General features: G+C 50.6%; 15 protein-coding genes and 1 tRNA gene. 8 read left to right on the top strand and 8 right to left on the bottom strand.

What is annotated here, in order from left to right; all coding sequences use genetic code 11:
- Positions 1-304: 304 nt before the first annotated feature.
- From ACSSVF_RS11920 to rnr, 3 genes are all read right to left on the bottom strand, one after another.
- Positions 305-2,080, bottom strand: a complete 1,776-nt coding sequence (locus ACSSVF_RS11920) for an ABC transporter ATP-binding protein (protein WP_492403674.1) — start codon at positions 2,078-2,080, stop codon at positions 305-307.
- A gap of 12 nt (positions 2,081-2,092) precedes the next feature.
- Positions 2,093-2,854, bottom strand: a complete 762-nt coding sequence (gene rlmB, locus ACSSVF_RS11925) for a 23S rRNA (guanosine(2251)-2'-O)-methyltransferase RlmB (RefSeq protein ID WP_492403676.1) — start codon at positions 2,852-2,854, stop codon at positions 2,093-2,095.
- A 134-nt stretch (positions 2,855-2,988) separates the two neighbouring features.
- Positions 2,989-5,454: a ribonuclease R gene (gene rnr, locus ACSSVF_RS11930; RefSeq protein WP_492403677.1), complete on the bottom strand. Its 2,466-nt coding sequence runs from the start codon at positions 5,452-5,454 to the stop codon at positions 2,989-2,991.
- A gap of 35 nt (positions 5,455-5,489) precedes the next feature.
- On the opposite strand from rnr, the gene ACSSVF_RS11935 reads away from it, so the two are divergent.
- The 4 genes from ACSSVF_RS11935 (at position 5,490) to ACSSVF_RS11950 (ending at position 8,108) form a co-directional block, all read left to right on the top strand.
- Positions 5,490-5,574 (top strand) — tRNA-Leu (locus tag ACSSVF_RS11935).
- 360 nt (positions 5,575-5,934) lie between these two features.
- Positions 5,935-7,089 (top strand): DNA polymerase IV, encoded by a 1,155-nt coding sequence (gene dinB, locus ACSSVF_RS11940; RefSeq protein WP_492403679.1) that lies wholly within the window; start codon positions 5,935-5,937, stop codon positions 7,087-7,089.
- Between the two features lie 115 nt (positions 7,090-7,204).
- The gene (locus ACSSVF_RS11945; protein WP_492403681.1) at positions 7,205-7,540 is read left to right on the top strand and encodes a DMT family transporter; all 336 of its coding nucleotides are present in this window, start codon (positions 7,205-7,207) and stop codon (positions 7,538-7,540) included.
- A 40-nt stretch (positions 7,541-7,580) separates the two neighbouring features.
- Positions 7,581-8,108 carry an SRPBCC family protein gene (locus tag ACSSVF_RS11950; RefSeq protein ID WP_442586323.1) on the top strand — a complete coding sequence of 176 codons (528 nt, stop codon included), beginning with the start codon at positions 7,581-7,583 and terminating at the stop codon, positions 8,106-8,108.
- Between the two features lie 85 nt (positions 8,109-8,193).
- Here the strand turns inward: ACSSVF_RS11950 and ACSSVF_RS11955 are convergent, their stop codons facing one another.
- From ACSSVF_RS11955 to ACSSVF_RS11975, 5 genes are all read right to left on the bottom strand, one after another.
- Positions 8,194-8,673: a nuclear transport factor 2 family protein gene (locus ACSSVF_RS11955; RefSeq protein ID WP_492403684.1), complete on the bottom strand. Its 480-nt coding sequence runs from the start codon at positions 8,671-8,673 to the stop codon at positions 8,194-8,196.
- 9 nt (positions 8,674-8,682) lie between these two features.
- Positions 8,683-9,057: a DsrE family protein gene (locus tag ACSSVF_RS11960; RefSeq protein WP_492403686.1), complete on the bottom strand. Its 375-nt coding sequence runs from the start codon at positions 9,055-9,057 to the stop codon at positions 8,683-8,685.
- Positions 9,058-9,198: 141 nt separating this feature from the next.
- Positions 9,199-10,080 (bottom strand): LysR family transcriptional regulator, encoded by an 882-nt coding sequence (locus tag ACSSVF_RS11965; RefSeq protein ID WP_492403688.1) that lies wholly within the window; start codon positions 10,078-10,080, stop codon positions 9,199-9,201.
- 244 nt (positions 10,081-10,324) lie between these two features.
- Entirely contained in the window at positions 10,325-11,128 is an 804-nt protein-coding gene (locus ACSSVF_RS11970; protein WP_492403690.1) for a MipA/OmpV family protein, read from the bottom strand.
- Between the two features lie 183 nt (positions 11,129-11,311).
- Positions 11,312-12,232: a LysR family transcriptional regulator gene (locus ACSSVF_RS11975; protein WP_492403691.1), complete on the bottom strand. Its 921-nt coding sequence runs from the start codon at positions 12,230-12,232 to the stop codon at positions 11,312-11,314.
- A gap of 142 nt (positions 12,233-12,374) precedes the next feature.
- Between ACSSVF_RS11975 and ACSSVF_RS11980 the strand changes: the two genes are divergently transcribed.
- The 4 genes from ACSSVF_RS11980 to ACSSVF_RS11995 all read left to right on the top strand — a co-directional run bounded on the left by ACSSVF_RS11980 (position 12,375) and on the right by ACSSVF_RS11995 (position 15,134).
- Positions 12,375-13,124: a glucose 1-dehydrogenase gene (locus ACSSVF_RS11980; RefSeq protein WP_492403692.1), complete on the top strand. Its 750-nt coding sequence runs from the start codon at positions 12,375-12,377 to the stop codon at positions 13,122-13,124.
- Positions 13,125-13,156: 32 nt separating this feature from the next.
- Positions 13,157-13,795, top strand: coding sequence for a glutathione S-transferase N-terminal domain-containing protein (locus ACSSVF_RS11985; protein WP_492403694.1), 639 nt, complete (start codon positions 13,157-13,159; stop codon positions 13,793-13,795).
- A gap of 5 nt (positions 13,796-13,800) precedes the next feature.
- Complete coding sequence (locus tag ACSSVF_RS11990; RefSeq protein WP_492403695.1) at positions 13,801-14,571, top strand: alpha/beta hydrolase; 771 nt, start codon at positions 13,801-13,803, stop codon at positions 14,569-14,571.
- A 164-nt stretch (positions 14,572-14,735) separates the two neighbouring features.
- Positions 14,736-15,134, top strand: coding sequence for a hypothetical protein (locus ACSSVF_RS11995; protein ID WP_492403696.1), 399 nt, complete (start codon positions 14,736-14,738; stop codon positions 15,132-15,134).
- The last annotated feature ends 59 nt before the right edge of the window (positions 15,135-15,193 follow it).

The following is a 15,193-nucleotide window of genomic DNA, read 5'->3' on the forward strand; positions in this document are numbered from 1 at the left end:
TACTGGCAACTCAATTCACTGTTTCGCACAGTGTAATAATGATGGTTGAGACTAGCGAATAAAGCATAATCAGGGTCAATGGCTGATTAGAAATCCGACTTACAAGAAGGTTGCTGAATCGGCTTACACACCGGATAGATGCAAAACAACAAAACTGGCTGAATGGAAAGGAATCTATGCCGTTTATGACTGCCTCTCAGCTGCAGACCAGGAAGCAGTATAAAGAACCGGTCCTATTACCATTGGAGGAGTATGGCGCCATGGTTGATGAAAGCAAAGCCTAGGCGCTAAGCCTTAACTACAATCAGGCCGTTTGTTGCCCATACAGGCGCTGGTAAACACTGCCCACCTGATTGACCAATGTCTCGTGCTGACCTTCCTCGATAATACGCCCGGCATCAAACACCAATACACGGTCTGCTTCCTTCACAGCCGATAAGCGGTGGGCGATGATAATGGTGGTACGGCCACGCAAAAATGTGTGCATGGCGGCATGCAGCAACGATTCAGTATGCGTATCCAGCATGGAAGTCGCCTCATCCAGGATCACCACTTGCGGCTGCTTGAGCATGATGCGCGCAATCGCCAGCCGCTGGCGCTGGCCACCAGACAGCCGCACACCGCTACGCCCTAGCTGCGAGTCCAGCCCATCGGGTAGATCGCGGATAAACTGGGCTAGTTGCGCCACTTCCAATACCTGCCACAACGCGTCATCCGTATAAGGTTGTTGCATGGCCAGGTTCTGCCGCACGCTATCGTTAAACAGCATGGGGTGTTGCAGTACTACACCCACATGTTCGCGTATCTGCGCATAACCTAACTGTTCTATCGATTGCCCGTTAAACAGGATCTGGCCTTGATTGGGCGCATATAATCCTAGTAACAATTGCACCAAGGTAGATTTACCTGCGCCGGAAACCCCGACCAGTGCCACTTGCTCACCCGGTGCGATATCCAGGCTGACCTGATCAAGGATAGGGTCACCTTCGCCATATGAGAAAGTCACCTGCTTTAACGCGATGGCTGCTGGCTGCTGGTCATTAAAGCCTTGGATCAACGCCGGGTAATGTGGCTCTTCTTCGGCTTCAAGCACCTGGTTGATCCGCGCCAGCGCGGCTTTGGCGGCGTAATAAGAAAATTGCACGGTCAGTAGTTCCTGCACCGGCCCCATCATGAACCACAAGTAGCCGAATACCGCGATCATTTGCCCGACCGATAGATCAGAGAACACCACCATCAGCATGGCGACGGCGCGGAAAATCTCAAAGCCGAACAGGAAGACACCGAATGACAAACGCGATAAAGCATCTGATTTCCAGCCAGAAGCAGTCGCTGCTTCCCGCACAGCCTCAGCAGCCTGTTTGGCTTTTTCCAGGAAGCGCTTGTCGCTATTGCTGGCACGCAGTTGCTGCATGACTTCCAGGGTTTCGCTGACCGATTGGGAGAGTACTTCAAATGCGTTATTTTCGCGTTGCTTCCAAAGTTTGACCTTTTTGCCCAGCACCATGGTGAGCGCGATCACAAACGGATTTAGCAACAGGATAATCAGCGCCAGTTGCCAGTGCATCCATAGCAACACCACCGCCACACCGATCACGCTGAGTACGGCCACCAGCACCTTGGCGATGGTTTCACCCAGGAATTTATCCAGCGTTTCAATATCGGTGAGCAGGCGCGCTGTGATCTGCCCTGCCCCCAGGCTTTCATAGACTTGCATGCGGATACGCGAAAGCTTGTCTAACAGGGTTTGCCGCACCCCCAGGGTCACCTGCTTGGATAAACCGACAAAAATGCGCGTTGTAGCGACGCCGAGCAACACGCTGCCAAGGCGCAAACTAATAGTGAGCAAAGTGACGCAGGCAATGATGGCAATCGGCCCCATCCAATCCGCTGGCAACAAAAGCGCCATGGTTTGCGTGAGTTTACCGGGCTGCTTTAACAGGACCTCATCTACCAGCAATGGCATCAGCAACGGGATAGGCACCGCCACGGCAGCGCCGAAAAATGCCAGCCATTGCCCTAACCACAAGCGTTTTGACTGTAGCCTTAACTGCTGCCACAGGCCTGATAAAGTGATCATACGTCTGAAAGTTTATTTCTGTGCAGTAGTCAATACGCGCTGACGGCGGATTTCGTATAAAGCAATGCCGCTGGCGACACTGACATTCATGCTTTGTACCGAGCCAAACATCGGGATAGTGATCAATGCATCACAGGTTTCCTGCGTCAGGCGGCGCAAACCGTCACCTTCAGCACCCATCACCAGCGCGATAGGCCCTTCCAGCTTGGTATTGTGCAGTTCACTTGGGGCATCCATGGTGGTGCCGACCACAAACACGCCCGCCTCTTTCAGTTCGCGCATGGTGCGCGCAAGATTGGTCACTGAAATAAACGGCACGGTTTCAGCCGCACCACTGGCCACTTTACGCACTGTGCCATTCAGGCCAACGGATCTATCTTTGGGCGCAATAATGGCATGTACACCCATGGCATCCGCCACACGCAGGCAAGCGCCCAGGTTGTGCGGGTCCTGCACACCATCGAGGATCAAAAAGAACGGTGGTTCGTCGAGGTCAGAGTCAAGGATATCGTGGATATCTTTGTAAGGCATGGGCGTTTCTACCACCCTGGCAATCACGCCCTGATGGCGGCCATGCGCGCCTATAAAGCCATCCAGGCGGTTACGCTCGGATTGGATGACACGGATATTGTGTGATTTTGCCATCTCGAGCAAATCACGCATACGCGCATCTACCCGGTCTTGATCAATGATAATTTCCTGTATGCTGCTGCCATGCTGACGCATGCGACTCAACACCGCATGAAAACCAAACAGAATGCGGGTTTCTGACATAGTAACTCCTAATTAATTTTATTCTGAATTCAAACGCCAAGCACCGCGCAGAGGTGTTTCACGCGCGGAGGGAGTTGAATATTTCGCAAGGTTAAAGCACTAGCAATCACCTTGCGAAATGTACACAGGCGATATTATCGGGCTTTCGCCTTAGGTTTGCCTTTATTTTTTTGCACCGAGCGACGATTTTTTTCTTTTGCCGTGCGCGGTTTTCCAGCACCGTCTTTGCCTGAGCTTGTAGATGCTGCCGCTGGCCTGGCTTTGGGCGCCCCTTTACTACTGGCCCCTTTGCCCGATTTACTACCCGTATTAAAAGGGCTGGCAGGCCTGGCTCTGGCTTCTGACACCTGTGATCTTCTCAATGTAGAGGTTCCGGCTTCTGTCGGAGTATCACTTTCAGCAGCCTCACCAGATGCATCAGTTTTACCAGCCAGCGTAAAGTCGATGCGGGCGGTTTCCAGGTCTACACGGACGACTTTTACCGTCAGGCGGTCACCCAAGCGATAGCGCACACCAGTGCGTTCGCCCACCATCTCATGCCTGGCTTTGTCGTGGATAAAGTAATCATTACCTAAATCGGTGACGTGTAATAAGCCTTCCACATACACCTCATCCAGCGCTACAAACAGGCCAAAACTGGTTACACCAGCCACAGTGCCCGCAAACACTTCGCCGACTTTATCCTGCATGTAAAAACATTTCAGCCAGTTGGTGACATCACGCGTGGCATCATCGGCCCTGCGTTCCGTCATGGAGCAATGTGTACCCAATTGGTGCCAGTCTTTGGCCTGGTAACGTTTGCCCTCCACGACGGCCTTGATGGCGCGGTGCACCAGCAAGTCAGGGTAACGGCGGATAGGCGAAGTAAAATGCGTATACGCATCATAGGCCAGGCCAAAATGGCCGACATTATCCGGGCTATACACCGCCTGTTGCATAGAGCGCAGCATCACGGTTTGCAATAATTGCGCATCCGGGCGCGATTTAATGCGCTGCATCAGTTTGGCGTAATCCTTGGCCTGCGGCTTTTCACCACCGCCCACACCAAAGCCGAACTCGCCCATAAACAGGCGCAGCGCTTCCAGTTTTTCCGGTGTCGGGCCTTCATGGATACGGTACAAACATGTCTGCTCATTTTTCAGTAAAAAGTCGGCCGCGCAGACGTTGGCTGCCAGCATGCACTCTTCAATCAGCTTGTGTGCGTCGTTACGTACTACCGGCACAATCTTGTCTATCTTGCCGTTGTCATTAAACACCATCATGGTTTCGGTGGATTCAAACTCGACAGCACCGCGCTTTTCACGCTGCGTCAGCATCAATTTGAACACGCCGTTCAGGTTATTCAAATGCGGCAGCAACCATTGGTATTCTGCGGTCAGCGCAGGATCCTCTTCGTGTAGCAAGGCAGACACCTTGGTATACGTCATGCGCGCTTTGGATAGCATCACTGACGGGTAGAACTGGTATTGCTTGACCACGCCCAGCCCATCGATCTGCATGTCACAGACCATACACAAACGCTCGACCTCAGGGTTCAGTGAGCACAAGCCATTGGATAAAGCCTCTGGCAACATCGGGATCACGCGGCGTGGAAAATAGACAGAATTACCCCGGTCAAACGCTTCTTTATCCAGCGCATCGCCAGGCTGCACATAAAAACTGACATCGGCAATCGCGACTACCAGACGCCAGCCTTTGCCTTGCGGCTCGGCAAACACAGCATCGTCAAAGTCACGGGCGGTTTCACCATCGATGGTGATCAGCGCTAAATCCCGTAGATCCTTGCGGCCTTTGTAATCTTTGGGCTGGACCGTTCTTGGAAAATCTTCAGCCTGTTTAACTGCGGCCGGATTGAATTGATGCGGCAAATGGTGTTTGCGCAGGGCAATCTCAATTTCCATACCACTGTCGGCGTAGTTACCCAAAATCTCCACCACTTTACCCATAGGGCGGGAGTGTGAAGAAGGGTATTCGGTTAACTCAATCGTGACCACCTGGCCAACCTGGGCATCCATATCCAGGTGGTAAGGGATCAGGATATCCTGGCTGATACGTTTATCTTCCGCAGCGACTATGGTCACGCCCTGCGCGCGAATGACACGACCTACCAGGGTTTTATTGGCACGTTCCAATACTTCGACCAGCTTGCCTTCTGGGCGGCCTCTTCTATCCAGCCCGGCCAGTCGCACCATGGCGCGGTCCCCATGCATGACCATGGTCATTTCTTTAGGGCCCAGGAAAATATCTTCAGGGTGTTTGGTTTTATCGTCCGGCACCAAAAAGCCGAAACCATCGGTATGGCCGAACACCGTACCAGCGATCAAATGTATTTTATCCGGCAGGCAAAACGCGCCCTTGCGGTTGCGCATCAGTTGCCCGTCACGCTCCATCGCGCCCAGGCGGCGGTTAAAGTTATCCCGTTCATCATGGCTGATGTCGAGTAACAGGTAGATCTGGTCTGCACTCAGCGGAACGCCCTGATCAGACAGAAGTTGCAGCACTAGCTCACGGCTAGGTAACGGGGTTTGGTATAACTCTGCTTCACGTTGCGCCTGCGGATCGGTTGCCCGCAGAGGCGTTTTAGTTTTTCTGGTTGACAATATTAATTCTTCCTTTAAAATGCACAGCTTCTTTAGCCCAGGTGGCGGAATTGGTAGACGCGCTAGTTTCAGGTATTAGTGTTTAACGACGTGGAGGTTCGAGTCCTCTCTTGGGCACCATAAAGAACAAAACAATCCTTTGTTAGCAATAACTTAGGATTTTTTTGTTTTATGCTACCCGCAAAACTGTACGCATAAATTTCATTCCAACTGATTTGGTACAACATAAGCTCAGTTTATCACCATTTAGTTTTGAAGCAGATTTAACTTTCCAATTCCCGGCATTTCAGATATCTGCACCCAGCACTTTCATCGCATAATTATTTTTCGGTACTGGTACAGGTTAGAAAATAATGCAGCCGATTTCTGCTACAACATCCGGCGTCAGCGTAAATCAATTTTAATTAAATGTTCCTACATTAAACACGCTTTAAAAACGCTACAATTCACGCGCATGATTCCAGTGATTGTTAGCTAACCATGGACGATGTGTCTGCACGGCGCATTGCACATATCGATATGGATGCATTCTTTGCCTCCTGCGAATTATCGCAATACCCGGAATTGCGCGGTTTGCCTGTCGTCGTTGGTGGCCGTGCTTCTGATACACCGCAATTAAATGAAGATGGTACGCATGCTTTCTCACGATTGCGGGATTATGTCGGCCGCGGTGTGTTAACCACCGCCACTTATGAAGCCCGCGCGCTGGGCTTGCATTCGGCCATGCCCACCATGCGCGCTGCCAAGCTGGCACCAGATGCCATTCTGTTGCCGGTAAATTTCAATTTGTACCGTCGTTATTCCCGGTTATTTAAAGAAGCCATCCGCTCTGTCAGCCCGGTGATCCAGGATATAGGCATTGATGAGGTCTATGTGGACCTCGCTATGTTGCAAGAAGATTCGTTGACCATTGCGCAAAAGCTCAAGGCCGTCGTGTATGAGGCCACCAGCCTGACTTGTTCAGTGGGGATCGCCCCTAACAAGCTGCTGGCCAAGCTGTGTTCAGATATACAAAAGCCAGATGGCATTACCATTATCAGCATGGACGACCTGCCCACCCGCATCTGGCCGATGCCAGCGCGCAAGATCAATGGCATAGGCCCCAAGGCGAGCGCCAAGCTCGAGTCTCTGGGCATACAGACCATAGGCGAGATCGCCACACTGCATGAAGCATGGCTCACCCAGCATTTTGGGCAAAGTTACGGCAAATGGTTGTATCGGGTATCACGCGGGTTGGACGACAGGCCAGTGGTGACTGAAAGCGAACCTGTTTCCATGAGCCGCGAAACAACGTTTGAACGTAATTTGCACGCTGTGCGCGATAAACAGGCCTTGGGTGAGGCATTCACCCATTTGTGCGAACGGGTTGCCGATGATTTGCAGCGTAAAGGTTATGTATGCCGCAAAATAGGCATCAAGCTGCGCTTTGATGACTTTAAAACGGTCACCCGCGACCTTACCTTGCCTAAACCGGTGACAGATGCACAATCGATACGCCGCGCAGCGGGCAAATGTTTAACACGCATTGAGCTTGACCGCAGCATACGCTTGCTAGGGGTGAAAGCCAGCGGCCTGGAGCGGCCTGATGCGCAGCCCAGTAAAGCCTCTGAACAGTACGCGTTTAATTTTGATTAACCGGGATATTTCAAACACGCAGGCCTGTCTTTGCAATCACACCAGCCATACTTCAATGTGGCAAACCTTACCTTTTTAAACACCATTCTTTTATGCAACCGTTCTGGAGAACACCATGAAGTACTGGCTTTTTTTAGCAATCGCAATTATTTCCGAAATCACGGCTACATCCAGTTTAAAAGCCAGTGAAGGGTTTACCCGGGTGATCCCTTCCGTTGTGGTCGTCATCGGTTATGCACTGTCTTTCTATTTCCTGTCACTGACCTTGAAAGCGATTCCCATTGGTATTGCCTACGCGATTTGGGCCGGGCTAGGCATTGTGCTACTGGCGATTGTTGGCTGGGTATTTTATGGCCAGCAACTGGATTCTGCCGCCCTGATAGGCATCTCTTTTATCCTGACCGGCGTACTTATTATGAATTTATTTTCTAAAACAGTCTCTCATTCATAGAATAGCCACAAATCAACAATAACTTTTAAAGGAGAAATGAATGAAGGCACTATTCACATCATTTGTATTAATCGCTGGATTGATTCCTGCTGCCAGCCATGCAGCAGCAGAAACACTCAAACTGGAAGAGTCTGTCGAGATCAATGCCAAGGCAGAGACCGTCTGGGCCAATGTCAGCAACTTTGGCGACTTGGGCTTGTGGCATCCGGCCATTAAAACCACCCATATTGTGAGCGGCACCCCTAACCTGCCAGGCGCTATCCGTTTATTAACACTGCAGGATAATAGCCAGGTGAAAGAAGAGTTACTGACTTTTAGTCCGGCGCAAAAAACCTTTAGCTATAAAATATTAGAGGGCGTGTTGCCGGTAAGCAACTATCGTTCAACCATCACGGTGAAAGCGATATCAGACAGTAAAAGCAAAGTCACCTGGAATGGTGACTTCAAGCGCAAAGATCTTTCAGATAAGCCAGTCGCCAATCAAACGGATGATGACGCGATTAAAACCATGACTGTGGTTTACCGTTCTGGCCTGGATAATCTAAAGAAGATTTCTGAAGGCAGATAATCAGCTTTAGCTATTTTCATGGGCAAAACAAAACCCGGCAGATGTCTCTCTGCCGGGTTTTTCATATCTACAAAGCTAATGACAATTACAGGCCTAATTCACTCAAACCAGGATGGTCATCCGGACGTCGTCCCATTGGCCAGCGGAACAACCGCTCGCTTTCTTTGATTGGCAGGTCATTGATAGAAGCAAAGCGATTGATCATCAAGCCATCCGGGCCGAACTCCCAGTTTTCGTTACCATAAGCGCGAAACCAGTTGCCTGAATCATCTTTAGATTCATAGGCATATCGCACCGCAATACGGTTCTCAGTAAAAGCCCATAGCTCCTTGATCAAGCGATACTCCAGCTCCTTGTTCCATTTTCGCTCAAGAAATTGCTGTGCCTGCTCACGGCCTTTGACAAATTCAGCCCGGTTTCGCCATTGGGTATCCACAGAGTAAGCCAGTGCCACTTTGGCAGCATCGCGTGAATTCCAGCCATCTTCAGCCAGCCGCACTTTTTGGATGGCAGTTTCGCGGGTAAACGGCGGTACCGGTGGACGAATGGACGGGGTCGATGTCATATCTCTCTCCTAAAAATTAAATATCGTGTAACCCTGCGCTGACAGCTGCGCAATACTTGGCAAGCCCGAGGTGCCAGGCACACGGTTATCAGTGATCAGTTCAAAACCATGTTTCTCAGCGGCTTCGCGCGCACCGAATACATCGGCACAACCGCATGATACGCCAGCAACAGTGTCAGAAACAGCACTATACAAAGCATGCAAGGCATGGTCTTTCTGGCTGATCACCCCTGCCCAACGCGTAGCGGCACCCTGGAAATAGACCGCGACTTCGGTGCCTGTTTGCTTGAAATCATAGGCGGCGGCTAAACCGTTAAATGCACGTCCTAACGCTTCTTCCCCGCCATGGGTCGGGTCTGACAAAATAATAATGGCTGCTTTCATGTGGCTCTCCTGATTAACGGGTTGTATGCAATGTCGTTTGTTTGACGATTGCATTTTACAAACCCGCTCAGGCGCGAAAAACTACCCGCTGAGAAATTGATTATTTCGTTGGGCGCAACATAGCTATTTCAAACAATGTAGCTATTTCAAATTAGGGTGGTTGCGCAAGTCATGCACAATGCCATCAATAAAGGCACGCACTTTTGAAGAACCTAACTTATCTTCGCGGTGGACGACATGGATAGGCCACGGCGGCTCTTCGTATTCCTCCAGTATCAGGGTCAACGCGCCACGCTCGACCTCACTTTTCACTTGGTAAGAGAGTAAACGTGTGATGCCCAGCCCGCCGATGGCAGCGGCAAGGGCGGCGTCATTGCTGGATACAATCAGTTTTGGCTCCATGCGCAATTTTTCTGAGGTTTCTGCAGTGCCAAAACGCCATTCGATTTTAGTCGAGAGCGCGTTAGCCGAAATAATGGCGTGCGTGCGTAAATCCTCAGGCTGTTGCGGCACGCCATGTTTTTCAAGATAGGCGGGAGATGCGCAGAACACCTGGCGGACTTGACCCACTTTATTGGCACGTAAGGATGAATCCGGCAATTCGCCAATACGGATGGCGACATCGATGCCCTCTTCCACCAGATTGGTGACGCGATCCACAAAATGCGCGATGACCTTCACTTTGGGGTACTTTTGCATGTAAGCGATGATGCTGGGCATGACATATAAACGCCCAAACAACACGGATGCCGTCACCGTGAGCGTGCCGTGTGGTTCCGCATTGGCACCTGACACCGCCTCATTGGCTAACGCCAGACTGGCGAGGATGGCTTTGCTATCCTCATAATACTGGTGGCCGGCATCGGTTAAACGGATATTGCGCGTGGTGCGCTGGATCAGTTTCACGCCTAACAGTTCTTCTAGCGCCACAATGGCACGCGTGACCGCAGCAGGGGAAATATCCAGTTTTCGCGAAGCGGCGGCAAAGCCACCCTCTTCTTCCACCGTGACAAACACGCGCATAAGGTGAATCTGGTCTATGACTTTCTCCTGAGGGATGAATGTATTACGGGTTGGGTGTGCTCTTCGCTTTTGATTATTTCATAGAATGCAGCCATCAACAACGAAACGCGGCGAGCACGGCCCTGAGCATGACTGAGGTGTTTCATTCAACGCTGGCTTCGCACATAAAAAGACCAGCCACACATGCTGGCTTGAGCGCCATGCGTGACTGGTCGATGGTACATCTTGAGTATTAGAGCTGCTTTTAAAAACCGATGGAATAACCCACGTAACCCATGGGTTGAAAACGTGTTTTCACGATCGGGCTATCCGCCTGCTGGTTACCCAGACGGTTGGCAATCAGCCCGAAAAATACCGCCTGATCCGCACTGACACTGTAAATACCATTCACGCCGAGCTGTAGCTGAGTACCCGCTTTTGCCTGGTATGCCGGGCGATCTGGCCGTGCTTCATCGGCATCTACGCCAAAGTAATAATCATTGAATTTGCGGTTGTTCCATTGCACACCTACCAGGCCATTCACGCGGAAACGTTCTGACCTATAGAGGCTGCGGATAAATTGCAGCTGCACGTTTTGGCCGTTGCTGGCACCGCCAGCATCGAATCCCCACTGGGCATTGATAGTGCCCAACTCGGTCTGCCAGCGCAGCACTGGGCCAACGTCAACAGAAAAGTCCCTGTCATGCATGCCCTTGGTACGGCTGCTATCGCTGGCGTCCCAACCAAACCTGGCATCGGCGGACAAACCCAGGCGCAGGCGTTTGTCATCAGATTCCAGTAACCAGACACCGGCCTGCAAACCATTGATGTAAAAACGCTCGCCATAATTGGCATTGATCACCGGCAAAATCAATGCCCGCTGGTCTTTGGAACCTGAGGTTTTCGGGATCACGCCTACGCCTATGCCATACATATTTTTCTGCCGCGGCATGGCGGTTTCTGTTTGCCGGTCTATATTGCTTTCTGCCATCACACTGGTATTCATCAGTGCCATGCTGAAAATCCCCATGGCATGGGTAAATGATTTGATTGTTTTTTTACCTAACATGTTTAACGCCTTTTTGCTTTTAGATAGAGGATGACTGTCATTGTTTGATGGAGGCTGCTATACAGGTTTTGCCTGCCTGGATAAGCTGAAACTGTATAGCCATAAAATAACCTATACAAATGACGGTTTTGAGATGAAGAAGTTGCCTTTATTGATTAAGTGCATTAAAAAATATGGCAAAGATTAAGGTTGCTTGATAGCTTGCAGCAAATGACATTCGGAAAACAACTCGGCTATCCACTCGATAAATGCACGTACCTTGGATGAAAGATGCCGGTTTTGCGGATACAGCGCATTCATGGGAAAACCCTCTGCGACATAGTCTGCCAGCACGCTTTCCATCTCACCACTAGCTAAAAAGCCCTGCACCATAAAAGCGGGCAACTGGCAGATGCCCAGACCTGCCAGACAGGCAGAGACCATCGCATCCCCATTATTAATCGCCAGTTTACGGATGGTGGCGATCTCTTGGGTCACACCGTTGTGCGTGAGCAAAAATGGATACACTTTGCCAGTTTTTGAAGAAAAGAAATGCACGCCGTGATGTCGCGGCAAATCCTCTGGGCTGGCTGGTCTGCCGGAAGTATCAAGGTATTCAGGCGTGGCCACCAGCATGAATTGCATGGTACCCACGCGCCGGGCGACCAGGGTTGAATCCAGGGGGTTGCCTATGCGGATCACACAATCAACGCCCTCTTCCAGTAAATCGATGGGCCGGTCATCACAACCGATCTCCAGCTCGATATCCGGATAGCGTTTAAAGAAATCCGGCAAGGCAGGAATAATCACCAGCCGCCCTAGCGGTGCCGGCACATCCACCCGCAAGCGCCCTTTGGCATTCACCGTCGCCTGGTTCAAGGCCGCTTCTGTTTCTTCCAGCTCATTTAATAACCGGATGGCGCGCTCGTAGTAAGCCGCACCATCAGTGGTCACGCTAATGCGTCGCGTGGTTCTGTGTAGCAGTTTGACACGCAGGCGTTTCTCCAACGCCAGTACCTGTGCAGAAACGGTGGTCTTAGGCAGGTTTAATGACAGCGCGGCTTTAGTAAAGCTTTCCAGCTCTACCACGCGCGTGAATGCCAGCATAGTGTCAAAACGGTCCATAAATAGGCTTTTGTATTGGCTTGATTGTGCAATAAATTAACACAGTGATTGCATATTTAGGTTATTTATCTCAATTTTATATGCATTTATAGTGTTCATCAGATTGAAACAAACTTTCATTACAGACATTTAGGAGATTCTCATGAGCACAAAATTAGCAGGTAAAGTAGCTGTCGTCACAGGCGCATCCAAAGGCATAGGCGCAGAAATTGCAAAACGCTTCGCAAGAGATGGCGCTTCAGTGGTGGTTAATTATTTATCCAGCAAACAATGCGCTGAAAAAGTCGTTGCGGAGATTATCCAGGCTGGTGGCAAAGCGGTTGCGGTTGGCGGCAATGTGAGTGAAGCTGGCGAGGCGCAAGGCATTATAGACGCAGCCATCAATCACTTCGGCAAGCTGGATATCCTGGTCAACAACTCCGGCATCTATGAATTCGCTGCCATAGAAGAAATCACCCCGGAGCACTTCCACAAACAATTCGATATCAATGTCCTCGGCTTGTTATTAACGACCCAGGCCGCAGTGAAACATTTAGGCGAAGGCGCCAGCATTATCAACATCGGCTCTGTCATTAGCCGCTTAACGCCACCCGGCGCGGCTGTATACACCGCGACCAAGGGCGCTGTAGATGCCATTACCGGTGTCCTTGCGCGTGAACTGGGCCCACGCAAAATCCGCGTCAACGCTTTAAACCCTGGCCTGGTTGAAACAGAAGGCACACACACTGCGGGCGTCATCGGCTCAGAAGCTGAAACTGGCTATATCTCACAAACCCCATTGGGTCGTAGCGGCCAACCGAATGACATTGCCTCAATTGCTGCTTTCCTGGCGTCTGATGATTCGTACTGGCTGACTGGTGAGCAACTGCTTGCTGGCGGTGGCTTACGCTAATCAATAGAAAAACCATATAGAAAGACACACTGATGATCAACTTATATACATGGGCGACACCGAATGGCCGAAAAATCTCCATCATGCTTGAGGAGCTCGGCATCGATTATGCGGTGAGCCCGGTTGATCTGGGCAAGCTGGCACAATTTTCCGCAGAATTCAGTGCCATTTCGCCTAACAATAAGATCCCGGCTATTGTGGATACTGCGACAGAAAACGCGCCACTGGCTATTTTTGAAAGTGGCGCCATCCTGACTTACCTGGCGGATAAAAGCGGACAGTTTTTAGCAACACATGGCCAGGCGCGTTACAACGCGCTTGCGTGGCTGCATTGGCAGACTAGCAGTCTGGGGCCTATGTTTGGCCAATTAGGTTTTTTTGCTGTCAGAAGCCAGGAAAAAGCACCTCTAGCCATTACACGATTCACTGAAGAAGCGGATCGATTGCTGACCGTGCTGGAGACCCAGTTAGCAAGTCATTCTTATGTGGCGGGTGAGGATTACTCTATCGCGGATATCGCTTGTTATGCCTGGGTACTGGCTGCCACAACGTATCTTAAAACGGTGCTTGAGGATTCGCTAGCAACGAAACCCTCGATACAGCGCTGGTTGCAAGTGGTGGGTGATCGGCCAGCGGTGAAGCGTGGCATGGCTATCCCCAAACTTGAATAGTTTGCATGCTAGCTGCCATGTGGACGACCACCTTTCAATATTCAAAAACCCGGCAAGCCATTGCACTGCATGTGTTTGGCAAGCAGGAAGCCAAACTTCAAACACCCGTGGTGATTTATTTCCACGGCGGGCTGTTTAACTGCGGCAAGGTGGAAGACGCTTACGCGATGGCGAATGCCCTTTCTGAGCAAGCGGTGGTCTTATGTGTGGATTATCCATTGGCACCCTGTGTGCATTTTCCCGACACGATAGAAGTCGCCTTTGAAGCGCTGACCTGGGTCGCCAAGCATGCGCACGAGATAGGTGCCGATATGAAACGTGTGTTTGTTGCTGGCGAGCAAGCCGGCGGCAACCTGGCTGCAGTGGTGTCTATGTTATTTCGCGACAGAGGGATAAGTAGTATGCGCTTGTCTGGCCAAATACTGATTAACCCCATGCTGGATGCCTTGCAAACTTCCAAGTCTATGGGCGCCACCATGGACTCGCCTTGTAGGCGTGCCTGGGCAGACTATATTCAAGTGACCAGTAATGCCACGCACCCGTATGCCTCGCCAGTGAATTCGTGCAGGCTGGCGGGGCTGGCGCCGGCGCTGGTGATCACCAGTCATGAAAATCCCCTGCGGGACGAGGCGGAAGCTTATGCAGCAAAGCTATTGTTGGCTGGTGTGCCAGTGCAAGTGCAACGGCTGGACGATGGTGCTCAACGCCTGACGGCGGATGTACCCCCGGCTTTTCATGCCAGCTGCCAATTGATCAGGCATTTTATTAAAGGCTAAGGTGTTGATATTTAATTAGAAGATCAATGCATCAATACGCTTCTTGTACGAATATTCCTACAAGACTTTCAGAAAAAGCTGTATGGAGCAGCATTTGAGAAGCCAGCATTATTGAGCTTACATTAAATGCATTGCTACAAATTAAAAATGAGGGAGGATTAACCATGACACAATTCAAAGGATCGAACATCCAGGAACGGGCCAAAGGTAGCATTGCGATATCCTTGGCCGCCATTACCGCGGGTGCAGTTGCGGCCGCGCTGGTGATTATGTCGATTGGCTCAATTGTGACGATTATTTCTATCGGCACCTCTATCAACCCTGGCATGCAAGCCGCGACACCTTTAATAGAGACGACTCACGTCGCAGTGCTCACTACAAAAATGGATGTTGCTAATCAGGGGCATTTCCAGCAAGTTAAGAAATTGACCAAAAGAAATGAAAAGAGTTTCTATCTTGATGCAGTCCTGCGTGAAGACTCTCATCACATGCCTACGCCAACCAGTGAGCAACCCATACAGCAGCCTAAGCTGACCATCAAAGGCAATCACGTTTTTGCTTAAGTATTGAATATCTCAAAGGCTAACCCGGTGCAAAGGCTAGCGTCTTTAGTTTTAATGAT

The organism is Methylophilus sp. E2MeOHC9 (genome assembly GCF_058744375.1).

Bases quoted from the DNA above. Each gene is read 5' to 3' on its own strand.
- ACSSVF_RS11995 (WP_492403696.1), top strand. From the start codon at position 14,736: ATGACACAATTCAAAGGATCGAACATCCAGGAACGGGCCAAAGGTAGC.
- ACSSVF_RS11975 (WP_492403691.1), bottom strand. From the start codon at position 12,232: ATGGACCGTTTTGACACTATGCTGGCATTCACGCGCGTGGTAGAGCTG.
- ACSSVF_RS11920 (WP_492403674.1), bottom strand. From the start codon at position 2,080: ATGATCACTTTATCAGGCCTGTGGCAGCAGTTAAGGCTACAGTCAAAA.
- dinB (WP_492403679.1), top strand. From the start codon at position 5,935: ATGGACGATGTGTCTGCACGGCGCATTGCACATATCGATATGGATGCA.
- rlmB (WP_492403676.1), bottom strand. From the start codon at position 2,854: ATGTCAGAAACCCGCATTCTGTTTGGTTTTCATGCGGTGTTGAGTCGC.
- ACSSVF_RS11950 (WP_442586323.1), top strand. From the start codon at position 7,581: ATGAAGGCACTATTCACATCATTTGTATTAATCGCTGGATTGATTCCT.
- ACSSVF_RS11965 (WP_492403688.1), bottom strand. From the start codon at position 10,080: ATGCGCGTGTTTGTCACGGTGGAAGAAGAGGGTGGCTTTGCCGCCGCT.
- ACSSVF_RS11980 (WP_492403692.1), top strand. From the start codon at position 12,375: ATGAGCACAAAATTAGCAGGTAAAGTAGCTGTCGTCACAGGCGCATCC.
- ACSSVF_RS11960 (WP_492403686.1), bottom strand. From the start codon at position 9,057: ATGAAAGCAGCCATTATTATTTTGTCAGACCCGACCCATGGCGGGGAA.
- ACSSVF_RS11945 (WP_492403681.1), top strand. From the start codon at position 7,205: ATGAAGTACTGGCTTTTTTTAGCAATCGCAATTATTTCCGAAATCACG.
- ACSSVF_RS11990 (WP_492403695.1), top strand. From the start codon at position 13,801: ATGCTAGCTGCCATGTGGACGACCACCTTTCAATATTCAAAAACCCGG.
- ACSSVF_RS11985 (WP_492403694.1), top strand. From the start codon at position 13,157: ATGATCAACTTATATACATGGGCGACACCGAATGGCCGAAAAATCTCC.
- ACSSVF_RS11955 (WP_492403684.1), bottom strand. From the start codon at position 8,673: ATGACATCGACCCCGTCCATTCGTCCACCGGTACCGCCGTTTACCCGC.
- ACSSVF_RS11970 (WP_492403690.1), bottom strand. From the start codon at position 11,128: ATGTTAGGTAAAAAAACAATCAAATCATTTACCCATGCCATGGGGATT.